Source organism: Bosea sp. Tri-49, assembly GCF_003952665.1.
Lineage (GTDB): Bacteria > Pseudomonadota > Alphaproteobacteria > Rhizobiales > Beijerinckiaceae > Allobosea.
Genome location: NZ_CP017946.1, coordinates 3,564,642 through 3,578,078, shown reverse-complemented (window position 1 = coordinate 3,578,078; position 13,437 = coordinate 3,564,642). Strand labels below are relative to the sequence as shown.

The following is a 13,437-nucleotide window of genomic DNA, read 5'->3' as shown; positions in this document are numbered from 1 at the left end:
CGGACCTAACCATCATGGCGGAGGAAGATCAACCTTGACGCTGCTGCCGATGTCCGAAGCCTTTGGCCGAAAGGCGAACTGTCATTCGTTTGTCGCGTAAGCATCCGCAAAAGCTCGGCTTTGATCAACGAGCTCTTTGGTGATGCTGCGCTTCCTCGCCCTTCGCACCCTGCGCGCCTTGCTGACTGTCGCCATCTGCGTCTCGGCGGTGTTCCTGGCGTTGCGGCTGGCCGGCGACCCCGCCGACATCATGCTCTCGATCGAGACGCCGCCGGACGTCCGCGCCCATTACCGCGAGCTCTGGGGGCTCGATCGCCCGCTCGCAGAACAATATCTGCGCTATCTCGCGAGCGTCGTTCGGGGCGATTTCGGCCTCTCCTTCGCCGATGACCGGCCGGCCTTCGCCGCGGTCGTCGACGCCCTGCCGAAGACCTTTCTGCTGGGCGCCTGCGCGCTCATGCTCGCTCTGCTGATCGGCCTGCCGCTCGGCGTCCTGGCGGCGCTGCGCCACAACAGCGCGGTCGACCGGCTTGCCATGGCGGTCGCCGTGCTTGGCTATGCGATCCCGATTTTCTTCCTCGGCATCCTGCTGATCCTGCTCTTCGCGCTCAAGCTGCGCATGCTGCCCTCGGCCGGATCCGAGACGCTCTGGCACCTGATCCTGCCGGTGGTGACCCTGGCCTTGCCGCTAGCCGGGCGGCTCGCCCGCTTCGCGCGGACCGCCACGCTCGAAGTCCTCGGCAAGCCGTTCATCCGGGCCGCACGTGCCCGAGGGGTGATGCCGCTCTCTGTCATCCTGCGCCATGCACTGCCCAATGCCGCCGTGCCGCTCTTGATGTTCATCGGCATCGAGATCGGCCATATCCTCGCCGGCAGCGCGGTGGTCGAGACGATCTTTGCCTGGCCCGGTATCGGCCGGCTCCTGGTCGATTCCGTTTCGACGCGAGATCTTGCCGTGGTCCAGGCGGTGATCCTGACGGTGACTGTCGTCATGGTCGCCGCTAATCTCTTGGTCGACATCCTGCACATCCTGCTTGATCCGCGGCTTGGCGGCTTCTCCCGCAGCGCGGGCAAGCCGGCATGACGGCGAGCCTCGATCTCGGAACGGTTCCCGCCCCCCGTCCGCGCGGGCGCCGCATGTCGCCGGTGGTGAAGCTCTCGGCCGGCTTCCTGATTCTGGTCGTGCTCGTCGCGATCCTGGCCGACTGGCTGGCGCCGATCCACTACACCACCCAGAACCTTCTCGCGCGGCTGAAGCCGCCGCTGACGCAGAGCGGCGGCACGACTTATTGGCTTGGCACCGACCAGCTCGGCCGCGATATCCTCAGCCGCATGATCTACGCGGTGCGCACCTCGATCCTGATCGCTGTCATGGGGACGCTGATCGGGGCGGTGTTCGGCACGCTGCTTGGCTTCCTCGCGGCACGGATGCGCGGCATCGTCGACCAGACGATCATGATGCTGGTCGATGCGCAGGCGGCGATTCCGGCGCTGTTCCTGGCGCTGACCATGCTCGCCTTCTTCGGCAACAACATCGTGCTGTTCATCGTCCTGGTCAGCATCGACGGCTGGGACCGCTACACCCGCCTCGCACGTGGCCTCGTCGCCTCCGAGCAGGAGAGCGACTACATCAACGCGGTCGAGGCGCTGGGCGCGCGCACCTCCCGCGTGGTCCTGCGCCATCTCCTGCCGAACATCGTTGCCGCGCTGGTGGTGCAGGCGACGCTCAATTTTCCCGGCACGATCCTATTGGAGACCTCGCTCTCCTTCCTCGGCCTCGGCGTGCAGCCGCCCGGCACCTCGCTCGGCCTGATGCTCGGCGAGGGCAGGCGTTATCTGCTGAACGCCTGGTGGATCGCGGTCTTTCCCGGTCTCGTCATCTTCCTGACGACGCTGTCGATGAGCCTGTTCGGCGATTGGCTGCGCGACCGCCTCGATCCGACAAGCGAACGGCACTGAGCCCATGGGTTTTGACATCGGCAAGGTCACGGGCCCCCTCCCGCTCGCCATCGCCCATCGTGGCGGGGCTCTGCTCGCAGCTGAAAACACCGCCGAAGCGTTTGAGCAGGCCAGGGCTGTCGGCGCCGAGATGATCGAGACGGATCTGCGGCTAAGCACCGACAGCGCGCTGGTCTGTCTACACGATGCGGACCTGCAGCGCATCGCCGGCGATCCGCGCCTCGTTGCCGAAACCGGGCTCGCCGAGTTGCGCGCAATCCTGCCGGGCCTGCTGACGCTGGAGGATGCGCTCGCCGCCTCCGCGCCCATCGGATTGCTGCTCGACGTGAAGCTCGCCGACCCGACGGTGCTGTCGCGCATCCTCGACGCCGTCGCGACAGCCGGCGCCGAGAAGCGCGTGCTGCTCGGTCTGCGCTCGCTCGACCTCATCCCCGCGGCCCGCGCCCTGTCGCAGGAGATCGAGATCCTTGCGCTGGTTCCGGATCCTGAATCCTACGAGCAGGTGAAAATCCTCGGCGCGAACTGGTTCCGCTTCTGGCAAGGCGAGGCGACGGCCGAGCGTATCGGCGCAGCTCGCACTGTTGGCCTGCGTACGGTGATCATGGTCGGGCAGCCGCGCTCGGTCGCCATAGCCGGCTATCCGCCGTTTCCGGTCGGGCTGATCGATGCCGACGGGATCGATCGCATCCTGTCGCTCGCGCCCGATGCGGTGATGCTCGACGATCCCCGCCAGCTGCTCTCGGCCCGCTCCGTCACGGCCCTGTCGTCCAACTGAGGCATGGCAGCGCGATTGCGTGGCGAGCCGGCTCGGCCTCGTCGCCGACATCGATGCGAGACACGCCATGACCCCGATCTCCCGCCGCCGTTTCCTCGAGGGGGCATCTGCCGCTTCCGCGCTGCTGACCGCCCCGCAGGTCTTCGCCGCCGGCGAGACGCGCCCGACCTTCACCGTCGCGGTCGCCGACCTGTCGGCGACGCTGGAGCCGGCGCGCGAGCTGTCCAATGTTGGTACGCGCGTCACCTATTCGATCTTCGACACGCTGATCCGGCGCGATTTCCTCGGCGCCGCCGATGGCGGCGGCTCCGAGCTGAAGCCGCATCTGGCGGTGAAGTGGGAGCGGGTCTCGCCGCAGGAGCTGATCGTCACGCTGCGTCAGGGCGTGAAGTTCCACAATGGCGACGAGCTGACCTCGGAGGACGTCGCCTACACCTTCCGCGATGGCCGTCTCTGGGGCGACAAGGCACAGATTCCTGGCGGCAAGCCCTATTTCGGTATCCTCGCCAGCGTCGAGCCGATCGACCGCTACACCGTGCGCTTCCGCACCAAGGTCGCAGATGTGTTGCTGGAGCAGCGCCTCGCCTCCTGGTGCGCCTGGATCGTCAACAAGCGCGCCTATGAGGCGATGGGCTTCGAGGCCTATTCGCGCAAGCCCGTGGCGACCGGGCCCTATCGCGTCGTCTCGCATTCCGCCGCCGAGGCGACGGTGCTGGAAGCCTTCGACGACTATTTCATGGGCAAGCCGACGGCCAAGCGTGTCACCTTCCGCCGCGTGCCGGAGCTGGCGGCACGCGTCGCCGGGCTCGTCGCTGGCGATTACGACCTGATCACCAATATCCCGCCCGACCAGATGAGCGTGGTCGGCGGCTACAAGGACATCGACGTGCGCTCGGTCGTGCTCGCGAACGTCCATGTCCTCGCCTACAACGAGCAGGACAAGGTGCTGGCCGACAAGCGGGTGCGGCAGGCGCTGAACTGCGCCATCGACCGGCAGAAGCTTGTCGATGCGCTCTGGCAGGGCACGGCGCAGGTGCCGGCGAGCCACAACTTCCCGGAATACGGCCAGATGTTCGTCGAGGGCCGCAAGCTCCCTTACGATCCCACCAAGGCCAAGGCGCTGCTGCAGCAGGCCGGCTACAAGGGCGAGCCGATCGTCTACCGCACCATGGCCAACTACTACACCAATGCGCTGGAAGCGGCGCAGATCCTGGTCGAGCAGTGGAAGGCCGTCGGCATCAACGCTTCGCTGCAGGTGGTTGAGAACTCGACCCAGATGCGCGGGGCGGGCGCGCAGATCTTCAACTGGTCGAACTCGACGCGCCTGCCCGATCCGCTCGGCGCGCTCTGGGTCGCCTGGGGCCCAGCCGGCGAGCACCAGGTCTCGAAGTTCTGGACCTCGGCTGAAGGCTTCAACAAGGCCGGCACGGCGCTGGAGGCGGAGGTCGATCCGGCCAGGCGCAAGGCGCTGTTCACGCAGATGCTCGACATCTGGGAGGACGAGGCGCCGGCGACGATCCTCTACCAGCCGAGCGAGGCCTATGCGATCAAGAAGGCGATCGCCTGGCGGCCGACGACCTTCTATTTCATGGATCTGCGCCCGGACAATCTGTCCTTCGCCCGCAGCTGAGCGCCGCGAAAACGGCAAAGAAAAAGGGGCGGCAGGTGCCGCCCCTTTTTTCGTGCGTGTCGCTGGATCAGTGGCCGCCGAGGATGAAGCGGCGGCCGTCCTGTTCGGCGATTTCGACGTGCTGGGTGAAGCCGCCGCGGCCGGTCGCGAAGCGCTGCGTGTGGGCCTCCTCTCGCGCCGGGCGTGAGAGATCGCGACCGACCATGCTCGGCGCCTTGGCGAGGCCGGCGAAGCCGAGCACGGTCGGGCCGATGTCGATGATCCCCGCAGGCTCCTGCGAGATGCTTCCGCCGCCGGCCATGCCGCCGGAGACGATGAGAACCGTATTGAGCTCATGCGGGTTGATGCCGCCATGCATGCCGCCGCCGAGCGGCACGTCGCCCGGCGTCATCGCGCCGAGGCCGGGCAATCCATACTGATCGGCCTCCAGCGATGATTTCAGGATGAACATCAGGTCGGGCTGGCGCCCGGCATGACCGGCTCCGATCAGGTCAAGCGACAGGGTGCCGGCGATTTCGCCTTCCTCTCCGCCGCCGCGCGAGAAGAGATGGCCGATGGTCGGCTGTTCCATCAGCCAGGCGGCGATGCGCTCGAGCTCAAACCGGCCGCTGCCGCGCAGACGGATCTCGCCGCTGATGCCGCCGGTTGCGATGAAGGTGGCGCCATCGACGGACTTGGCGTTGCTGAGGTCGAAGCCGGCCTGGCGCGCGCCATCGAACAGCGGCTCGATCGCGCCGGTCGAGATTTGGCCGTGGTCGGAGGCGGCGATCACCGCGATGCCCTCGCCGTCGGGCTGGGCATCAACCCAGTCGAGGATGGCGCCGAAGGCGCGGTCCGCCTCCTTGAGCCCGGCCTTCGCCTCCGGCGAACCGAGCCCGCGATAATGGAAGGTGGTGTCGGGCTCGTTGAACCAGATCAGCGCGACATCGGGTTTCAGATTCGGCAGCACATGCTCGGTCATCACCCGGCCGCCATAGGCGACCTCGCCGATACGAGGCAGCTCGCGCTCGGGCAGCGGGCCGATCCTGGCAAGCGCCTCCTCGACCGCTTCCGGCGTCTGCGTTGCGCCGGCGCCGTGCATGGAGAAGGTCCAGTGCCCGTTGGCGCGGGCGCGTGGATTGATGAAATGCGCCGACCCGGCCGAGCCGGTATGGACGACGGCGAGCCTCTTGCCGGCCTGCGCCAGCACGTCGCCGAAGGTGTCGACCGCGACCAGCCGGCCGCCATGATGCGCCTCGGCCCGGCGGATCAGCGCGGCGTCGCTGGTGTCGAAGATGCGCTCGGGGATGGCGTCTTCGAGATAGAAGGCGTTGCCGACGATGCCGTGCACGCCGGGCGGTGCGCCGGTGGCGATTGCGCTGGTCGCGACCCGGGTCACGGACGGAAAGACGCTGCGCGCCCGCCGGAACCAGGTGCCGCGCGCCGCCAGCCGCAGGATGTTGGGCGTCAGCTCCGGCGTGACGAGATCGGGCCTCAACCCGTCGAAGACCGCCACGATCACGCGTGTGGCGGGGGAGCGATCGTCTTGGGCCATGTCGAGTTCCGGTAGGTGGGATGGATCAGGCGGCAGCCGCTCGGGCGTCGGCAGCTAGCGGTACCAGATGGCAGGCGGCCAGTCGCCCGTCGCTCGCTGGGCGCAGCGTCGGCGCCTCCTCGCGGCAGCGGGTGATGGCGCGTGGGCAGCGCGGATGGAAGGCGCAACCCGATGGCCGGTCGACCGGATTGGGCGGGTCGCCGCGCAGGATGATGCGCTCGCGCGTGCCGCGCTGGAGCGTCGGCACGGCCGAGACCAGCGCCTCGGTGTAAGGGTGGGTCGGCGTATGGAACAGCGCCTCCGGCGGGCCCTGCTCGACGATCTTGCCGAGATACATCACCGCGACTTCGTCGGCGATCTGCCGGACCACCTTCAGGTCGTGGCTGATGAACAGATAGGCCATGCCGAAGCGCGCCTGCAGATCTTGCAGGAGATTGATCACCTGGGCCGCGACCGAGACATCGAGCGCCGAGATCGGCTCGTCACAGACCAAAAGCTCAGGACCGAGGATCAGTGCCCGGGCCAGCACGACGCGCTGGCGCTGCCCGCCCGACAGCTCGTGCGGATAGCGCTGGAACAGGTCCGGCCTTAAGCCGACCGCTTCGAATAGCGCGAGCGCCTTCTGCCGCCGGGCCTCGGCACCTGCTTCGAGACCGTGGATGACGAGCGGCTCGACAATCTGCTCGCCGACGGGAAGCCGCCGGTCGAGAGCCGCGAGCGGATCCTGATGCACCAGCTGCATCCGCCGGCGCAGCGCCCGCCAGCGGCGATCACGCGTCGCGTTGACCGGCTCGCCGGTGAAGTCGATCCGTCCGCGCGTCGCCGGCAGCAGGCCGAGCACCAGCCTCGCCGTGGTTGACTTGCCGCAGCCGGATTCCCCGACGACGCCAAGTGTCTTGCCGGCGGCGAGGGTGAAGCTCACGCCGTCGACCGCATGGAGCATCCGCTTCTGCCCCGTTGCCGTCGCGGCCGGATAATGCCGTGCGAGGTCGCTGACCCGAAGGAGCGGGCTCATGCGAACGCTCCCGCGGGTGCAGGCTCATGCGCCGTTGGCGCCATCGCGGTCTCGGCGAGGCGCAGGCAGGCGGCGCGTTGGTCCTGCGCCGCCAGCACGAGAGCGGGCGTCTCGCTTCGGCAGTCCTCGATAGCCAGCGAACAGCGTGGCGCGAAGGCGCAGCCCGGCGGCATCCTGTCGGGGGCGGGAACGGTGCCGGCGATCGGCGTCAGCCGTTGGCGCGGGCCGCCGAGTGTCGGCAGGGCGGCGAGCAGGCCGCGCGTATAGGGATGGCGCGGCCGGCTGAGCAGGTCTTGCGTCGCGGCGGTCTCGACGACGCGGCCGGCATACATCACCGCGACGCGGTCGCAGAGATCGGCGACGACGCCGATATCGTGCGAGATCAGCACCAGCCCCATGCCGCTCTCGCGGCGGATGTCGCGGATCAGGTCGAGGATCTGCGCCTGGATCGTCGCATCGAGCGCCGTGGTCGGCTCATCGGCAATCAGCACCTCGGGCTCGCCGGCGAGCGCCAGCGCGATCATCACGCGCTGGTTCATGCCACCTGAGAATTCGTGCGGATACTGCCGCAGCCGCCGCGGTGCATCGGCGATGCCGACGCGATCGAGCAGGCGCAACGCTTCGCGATGGGCCGCGTCGCCTCTGAGTCCGCGATGCAGCCGCAGCACTTCCGTGAGCTGCGTGCCGATCCGCTGCACCGGGTTGAGCGAGCTGGTCGGATCCTGGAAGATCAGCCCGATGCGTCCGCCGCGTATGCTCGCCAGAGCGCGCTCCGGCAGGCGGGTGATATCCTGCCCCTTGAGCAGGACCTCGCCAGAGGTCGCGACACCGCGGCCGAGCAGACGCAAGGCCGCGAGCCAGGTCACGCTCTTGCCGCAGCCCGATTCCCCGACAATCCCAAGCGCTTCGCCGGGCGCGAGCTTGAGGTCAATACCGCGCACGACCGGGACGGGGCCGTGGGCTCCCTCGAAGGCGACCGAGAAATTGTTCAGCGCCAGCAGCGGCGGCGGATTCGCCTCCGCGCCGGGCAGCAGCGCGGCGATGCCGGAGCGATCTTGGTCGCGGGCGGTCAGGAGCGTCATCGCAGCGGGATAGACGCCTTTGAGTGACCGTGATGTGACGGAGCGGACAGGCAGTCGCGCTTGGCCGCTGCCACACAAGGGCAGGATGTGTGAGCGGGCGAGATCTGCCAGGCAAGGGTTGCTGATGTGAGATCGGTTCGCTGCGGCAACGGCCAGTGAATGTCGAGGCCGATGCTGCCGAATTTAGAAGACCCGTAATCTGGGCGCCAAATCTTGAGGTCGGAAACGATTGAACTATGCTGTTCCAGTGAACGCGATGCAGACTTTTTCCGATCCTGAATCCTTGGTGGGTATTCCGCTGTTCTCGCGGCAGCTATCGCTGTCGGCGGGCTACTTTCCAGTGCCGGAGGGCGAGCGGATCGTTGGGCCGATGCGCCGGGGCTTGAAGATCGCGGTCATGCTGGATGGGCGACAATCCCTGGAGATCGATGACCGGCCCGCCGTCCTCGTCCGCGGTCCGGCCCTGCTGGTCGCTGCGAATGGCGGCGATCATGTCCAGCAACGCACTGGCCTTAGCGGCGGCGTGGTCCGCTGCGTCCTGATGCAGTTCGACCTCGATTTCGTCGAGCGGGAATTCGAGGCCCCGATGCAGCAATTGTTCGCGCTCGCCGGAGCCGAGGATGCCGGGATTTGGGTGCGTCCGGCCGATGCCGACCTGTGTGCGCTCGCCCTCCAGATCGCCAAATGTCCCGTGGCCAAGCCGCTGCGGCGGCTCTATCTCGCCGGAAAAGCGCTGGAGCTTACCGCTGTGGCGCTCGACCGGATCGTCGGTCAGCCGCCTTTGCGCCCGGCGCGGCTATCGGCCCGGACGCGCGAGCAGGTTCACGCGGCCCGCGACATGCTCGTCGTTGCGATGCAGGAGCCGCCGAGCCTCGCCGAGCTTGCCCGCGCCACCGGCCTCAACCCGACCAAGCTGACCTCTGCCTTCCGTGCCGAGTTCGGCGACAGCGTCTTCGGCTATCTGCAGGAGCTGCGGCTGCAGCGGGCGCACGCGCTGATTGCCGAAGGTGAGGCGAGCATCGCCGAGGCCGCCTTCCGCGTCGGCTATACGCCGGCGCATTTCTCCGGCCTGTTCCGCAAGCGCTTCGGCATGTCGCCAAGCGCGCTGCGTTGAGGAACTCCTCCTGTTTCAGAGCTGGAAAGTCTCGAAACTGCAGCGAAAGAAATACTGCCGCGATCGAAAGCCGACAGCGTTGCCGGCCAAGCATGCTTCCTGAAAGAACCCTCCCAACGGGTCGCCAGAACGGCGAAGGGGCAAGGGCGAAGGCATGACTGGGGTTTTCATCACCGGCAATCGCGCGGCATTGGCTGCCGGCGTCGCGTTCGGTGCCATCATCGCAGCCTGGTCTGGCGAAGCACTGGCGCAGGCTGCAGGCGGGATCAGTCTTGATACGATCGAGGTCCAGGGCGAGCGTGCCAACGGGCCAGTCAACGGCTATGTCGCCCGGCGCAGCGAGAGCGCGACCAAGACCGACACACCGCTGATCGAGACGCCGCAATCGGTCACCGTCGTCACCCGCGACCAGATGGACGACCAAGGCGTCCAGAGCGTCAGTCAGGCGCTGCGCTATTCGTCGAGCGTGCTCGGCGAGACGCGCCTGTCGATGGGCCGCTATGACAGCGTCTTCATCCGCGGCTTCGGCGGTGCCGGCACCGGCGCCGGCTTTGTCAACTTTCTCGACGGCCTGCGGCTGCAGCGCGGTGTCAACTTCCTGGTGCCGAGCGTAGACCCCTGGGGGCTGGAGCGTGTCGAGGTCATCCGCGGCCCGGCTTCGGTGACCTTCGGCCAGGTCAAGCCCGGCGGCCTGATCGAGATGGTGAGCAAGCGTCCGCGCGATGTCGCGCATGGCGAAGTCCAGCTTCAGTTCGGCAGTTTCGAGCGCAAGCAGCTCGCCTTCGACATCGGCGGGCCGGTGACGCCGGACAAGACCGTGCTCTACCGCATCGTCGGGCTCGGCCGCGCCGCCGACACCCAGGTCGATTTCACCAAGGAGGAGCGCCTCTACATCGCGCCCTCCGTCACCTTCCAGCCCAATGCCGCGACGAGCCTGACGCTGCTGACCTCGTTCCAGCGCGATCCTGAGACCGGGTTCTACGGCTTCATCCCGTCGGTCGGCACCGCGCTGCCGAACCGCAACGGCCGCATCCGCAGTAACTTCTTCCCGGGCGAGCCCGGCTATGAGGGCTACAGCCGAAACCATCTGACGGCGGGCTACGCCTTCGAGCATCGCTTCAACGACGTCCTCAGCTTCCGCCAGAACGTCCGCTATTCGGATCTGGAATCACGCTTCCGCACGGTCGCGGCCGCTTCGCTCGGAGCCGACCAGCGCACCCTGGCGCGCCGCGTCACCGCCTCCAACGAGAAAGCCAAGACCTTCGGCATCGACAACCAGCTCCAGGCCGATTTCCGCACCGGCGCGCTGACCCACAAGGTGCTGTTCGGCGTCGACGGCTATTGGAGCGACGGTACCGCTTACACGGGCGCCGGCGGCACGGTGCAGACACTCGACGCCTTCAACCCGGTCTATGGCCGCTTGCCCTTCGCGGTCCCGGCGTTGCCGGGCACCGGGCAGGCTCAGCAGCAATATGGCGTCTACATCCAGGACCAGATCAAGCTCGACCGGCTCTCGCTGGTGGTCGGTGGCCGCTTCGACCGGGCGATGGCGCGCACGCGCAACCTCGTCAATGGTGCGCTGACCAAGCAAGACGATTTCGCCAATACCGGCCGTGTCGCGCTGATGTACAATTTCGATAACGGCTTTGCGCCCTATGCGAGCTATTCGACCTCGTTCGAACCGGTCGCGGGCACGACATTCCGCGGCGTCGCGTTCAAGCCGACCGAGGGCGAGCAGTACGAGGCCGGTTTCAAGTACCAGCCGCCAGGTACCAATGCCTTCCTGCAGGCGGCGCTCTACCAGCTGACCCAGGCCAATGTGCAGACGGCGGACCTCGCCAATCCCGGCTTCCAGATCCAGACCGGCGAGGTCAGGGCGCGCGGCGTCGAGGTCGAGGCGCGGGCGACGGTCTTCGACAATCTCGATCTCGTCGCGGCCTATACCTTTACCGACGCCGAGGTGACCAGGAGCGCCGGCGTCGATCTTGGCAAGCAGCCGACCGTGGTGCCGCGCCACATGGCCTCGCTCTGGGCGCACTACACTTTCAAGACCGGCCTGTTCTCGGGGCTCGGGCTCGGAGCCGGCGTGCGTTATGTCGGCAAGGGTGCCGGCGATCCCGGCAACACCTTCTTCACCGACGACTACACGCTGGTCGATGCCGCGATCAGCTATGATCTCGGCGCTGCCAATGCTGCGATGAAGGGCTGGAAGGTGCAGGTCAACGCCCAGAACCTGTTCGACAAGGAGTATGTCGCCGGCTGCTACGGTGCCGTGCAGTGCTCCTTCGGCATGCGCCGGACCGTGCTCGCCACCTTGTCCTATCGCTGGTGAGGGCGGGATGCTGCGGCCGGAACGATTTGCCTTCGAGGGATATCCAGCCCCGGCGCTCCGGCCGGTCGAGCTGCCGCACACGCACAGCCTCGCCTTCACCTCGCCAGGAGGAGCCGAGTACCGGCTGCTGGTCGCGATCCCGCCCGAGCTGGCCCCGGCCAGCGGCTTCCCGGTGTTGGTTCTCGTCGACGGTGATGCGCTGTTTGCGACGGCGTTGTCCGCTGCACGGCTGCAGGCTGGCCGGACCGAGGTGACGGGCGTCAGCCCAGCGATCATCCTCGGCATCGGCTATCCCGGGGCTGCGCCCTTCGATGCCGAGCGGCGCCGGCAAGACCTCTTGCCGACGGACGGCGGTGCCGACCGCTTCCTCGATCTGATCGCCGGCGAAATCCTCACCCTGATCGAAGGGCTCGCGCCTGTCGATCGCGCGCACCTGTCGCTGGTCGGCCATTCCTTCGGCGGGTTGTTCGCGCTGCACGCGCTGTTCGCGCGCCCGGGCCTGTTCCGCAGCCATGTCGCCGGCAGCCCGTCGATCTGGTGGGACGAGCGCACCATCCTCGCTACGCGCGAGCGCTTCCTGAATTCGCCCGCGACGACGGCCTTGCCACGCCTGCTGATCACCGTCGGCGGCGAGGAGCAGAGCAGCGACGAGCGACGCGATCCGCAGCGGGCTGCGCGGCTGCGCATGGCCCGCATGATCGACAATGCTGCCGAAATGGCAGAGGTGCTGACGGCATGCGGGCGTGTCGATTGCGAGCACTTCGTCTTCACCGGCGAGAACCATATCTCGGTCCTCCCGGCCATGCTGTCACGTGGCGTCGCTTTCACCCTCGGCGATGGCGGAAAGGTCCCGGCATGATCGCTTCCTCACTGCGGCTTGCGACACGCCTGCTGCTCGCCGTCGTTCTGCTGCTCCCCATTCTGGCGAGTGCAGCGATCGCCGAGCCGATCACGGTCACCGATCTGCTCGGGCGCAGCGTTACCTTACCCGGCCCGGCGAAGCGGATCGTGCTGGCGCAAGGACGCCAGCTCAACGCCCTCGGCCTGATCCATCCTGACCCGATCAGCCTGCTGGCCGGCTGGGGCGCCGATCATCGCCGCCAGAATCCTGACGCCTATGCCCGCTACCTCGCCAAGTTCCCGGTGATCGAGTCTGTGCCGACCGTCGGCGATGGCGCGACGCCGGACGGCTTCTCCTTCGAGAAGACGGTGTCGCTGTCACCGGACTTGGTGATCCTCAGCTCGTCGCTCGCCGGTACGCGGCGCGGACCGGGCGATCTCGTTCAGCGTTTCGAGGCGGCCGGCATCAAGGTCGCCGTCGTCGATTTCTACCTGCAGCCGATGCGCGACACGCTGCCGAGCCTGCGCATCCTCGGCAAGCTGATCGGCCGCGAGGGCCAGGCCGAGGCCTATATCCGCTTCTACGAGGAGCGCCGGCACCTGATCGAGGAGCGCGTGCGCAGCGCGGAGCGTCCGGCTGTCTTCATGCATGCCCATGCCGGCGGCTTCGATTGCTGCCCGACGCCGGGCAAAGGCACGTTCGACGACTTCATCACCGCAGCTGGCGGCCGCAACATCGCCGCCGCGATCCTGCCGGGCGCGACCGGGCAGATCAGCCTCGAGCAGCTCCTGGCCGCCGATCCCGCGATCTATGTCGCGACCGGTGGGACGCATCTGGCCAAGCTGGGCGGTCTCGTTCTCGGACTAGGCGTCCCCCGCGAGACCTCAGCGCAGAGCTTCGCTGCCCTGCTGGAACGGCCCGGCATCGCTGCGCTCGCAGCGGTACGCAATCGCCGCGCTTACGGGCTCTGGCAGCTGTTCAACGACACCCCGCTCCACATCGTCGCCATCGAGCGATTGGCGAAATGGTTCCACCCGGATCGCTTCGCCGATGTCGACCCGCAGGCGACGCTGTCTGAGATATCCAACCGTTTCTCGGCGATCCCGCTCGACGGTCCGCTCTGGATCGAGAGCGCCGGCCAGGCAAAGCCCTGAG

General features: G+C 67.5%; 11 protein-coding genes. 8 read left to right on the top strand and 3 right to left on the bottom strand.

The window, feature by feature from the left end; all coding sequences use genetic code 11:
• The first annotated feature begins 142 nt into the window (after positions 1–142).
• The 4 genes from BLM15_RS17445 (at position 143) to BLM15_RS17430 (ending at position 4,364) form a co-directional block, all read left to right on the top strand.
• Positions 143–1,084 carry an ABC transporter permease gene (locus tag BLM15_RS17445; protein WP_126116235.1) on the top strand — a complete coding sequence of 314 codons (942 nt, stop codon included), beginning with the start codon at positions 143–145 and terminating at the stop codon, positions 1,082–1,084.
• A complete protein-coding gene (locus tag BLM15_RS17440; RefSeq protein WP_126113941.1) occupies positions 1,081–1,959 on the top strand; it encodes an ABC transporter permease in 879 nt (292 codons plus the stop codon). The genes BLM15_RS17445 and BLM15_RS17440 overlap by 4 nt, the downstream gene beginning before the upstream one ends.
• Positions 1,960–1,963: 4 nt before the next feature.
• Positions 1,964–2,734, top strand: coding sequence for a glycerophosphodiester phosphodiesterase (locus BLM15_RS17435; RefSeq protein WP_126113940.1), 771 nt, complete (start codon positions 1,964–1,966; stop codon positions 2,732–2,734).
• Between the two features lie 67 nt (positions 2,735–2,801).
• Entirely contained in the window at positions 2,802–4,364 is a 1,563-nt protein-coding gene (locus BLM15_RS17430; protein WP_126113939.1) for an ABC transporter substrate-binding protein, read from the top strand.
• 67 nt (positions 4,365–4,431) lie between these two features.
• Here BLM15_RS17430 and BLM15_RS17425 read toward each other — a convergent pair whose 3' ends face one another.
• Genes BLM15_RS17425 through BLM15_RS17415 form a run of 3 tightly spaced genes read right to left on the bottom strand, consistent with a single transcriptional unit; the run spans position 4,432 to position 7,995 of the window.
• Positions 4,432–5,898: an alkaline phosphatase family protein gene (locus tag BLM15_RS17425; protein WP_126113938.1), complete on the bottom strand. Its 1,467-nt coding sequence runs from the start codon at positions 5,896–5,898 to the stop codon at positions 4,432–4,434.
• 25 nt (positions 5,899–5,923) lie between these two features.
• A complete protein-coding gene (locus BLM15_RS17420; RefSeq protein WP_126113937.1) occupies positions 5,924–6,913 on the bottom strand; it encodes an ABC transporter ATP-binding protein in 990 nt (329 codons plus the stop codon).
• Positions 6,910–7,995 (bottom strand): ABC transporter ATP-binding protein, encoded by a 1,086-nt coding sequence (locus BLM15_RS17415; RefSeq protein ID WP_126113936.1) that lies wholly within the window; start codon positions 7,993–7,995, stop codon positions 6,910–6,912. The genes BLM15_RS17420 and BLM15_RS17415 overlap by 4 nt, the downstream gene beginning before the upstream one ends.
• Before the next feature lie 286 nt (positions 7,996–8,281).
• Between BLM15_RS17415 and BLM15_RS17410 the strand changes: the two genes are divergently transcribed.
• From BLM15_RS17410 to BLM15_RS17395, 4 genes are all read left to right on the top strand, one after another.
• Positions 8,282–9,109: a helix-turn-helix transcriptional regulator gene (locus BLM15_RS17410; protein ID WP_129266952.1), complete on the top strand. Its 828-nt coding sequence runs from the start codon at positions 8,282–8,284 to the stop codon at positions 9,107–9,109.
• 154 nt (positions 9,110–9,263) lie between these two features.
• Entirely contained in the window at positions 9,264–11,441 is a 2,178-nt protein-coding gene (locus tag BLM15_RS17405) for a TonB-dependent siderophore receptor (RefSeq protein ID WP_206438531.1), read from the top strand.
• Positions 11,442–11,448: 7 nt separating this feature from the next.
• Positions 11,449–12,300 (top strand): alpha/beta hydrolase, encoded by an 852-nt coding sequence (locus BLM15_RS17400; RefSeq protein WP_164547547.1) that lies wholly within the window; start codon positions 11,449–11,451, stop codon positions 12,298–12,300.
• Entirely contained in the window at positions 12,297–13,436 is a 1,140-nt protein-coding gene (locus BLM15_RS17395; RefSeq protein WP_126113933.1) for an ABC transporter substrate-binding protein, read from the top strand. Before BLM15_RS17400 ends, BLM15_RS17395 begins: the two co-directional genes overlap by 4 nt.
• The last annotated feature ends 1 nt before the right edge of the window (position 13,437 follow it).

What these genes read in the sequence shown, in the direction of transcription:
- BLM15_RS17445 (WP_126116235.1), top strand. Translation starts at nt 143, where the DNA reads ATGCTGCGCTTCCTCGCCCTTCGCACCCTGCGCGCCTTGCTGACTGTC.
- BLM15_RS17440 (WP_126113941.1), top strand. Translation starts at nt 1,081, where the DNA reads ATGACGGCGAGCCTCGATCTCGGAACGGTTCCCGCCCCCCGTCCGCGC.
- BLM15_RS17435 (WP_126113940.1), top strand. Translation starts at nt 1,964, where the DNA reads ATGGGTTTTGACATCGGCAAGGTCACGGGCCCCCTCCCGCTCGCCATC.
- BLM15_RS17430 (WP_126113939.1), top strand. Translation starts at nt 2,802, where the DNA reads ATGACCCCGATCTCCCGCCGCCGTTTCCTCGAGGGGGCATCTGCCGCT.
- BLM15_RS17425 (WP_126113938.1), bottom strand. Translation starts at nt 5,898, where the DNA reads ATGGCCCAAGACGATCGCTCCCCCGCCACACGCGTGATCGTGGCGGTC.
- BLM15_RS17420 (WP_126113937.1), bottom strand. Translation starts at nt 6,913, where the DNA reads ATGAGCCCGCTCCTTCGGGTCAGCGACCTCGCACGGCATTATCCGGCC.
- BLM15_RS17415 (WP_126113936.1), bottom strand. Translation starts at nt 7,995, where the DNA reads ATGACGCTCCTGACCGCCCGCGACCAAGATCGCTCCGGCATCGCCGCG.
- BLM15_RS17405 (WP_206438531.1), top strand. Translation starts at nt 9,264, where the DNA reads ATGACTGGGGTTTTCATCACCGGCAATCGCGCGGCATTGGCTGCCGGC.
- BLM15_RS17400 (WP_164547547.1), top strand. Translation starts at nt 11,449, where the DNA reads ATGCTGCGGCCGGAACGATTTGCCTTCGAGGGATATCCAGCCCCGGCG.
- BLM15_RS17395 (WP_126113933.1), top strand. Translation starts at nt 12,297, where the DNA reads ATGATCGCTTCCTCACTGCGGCTTGCGACACGCCTGCTGCTCGCCGTC.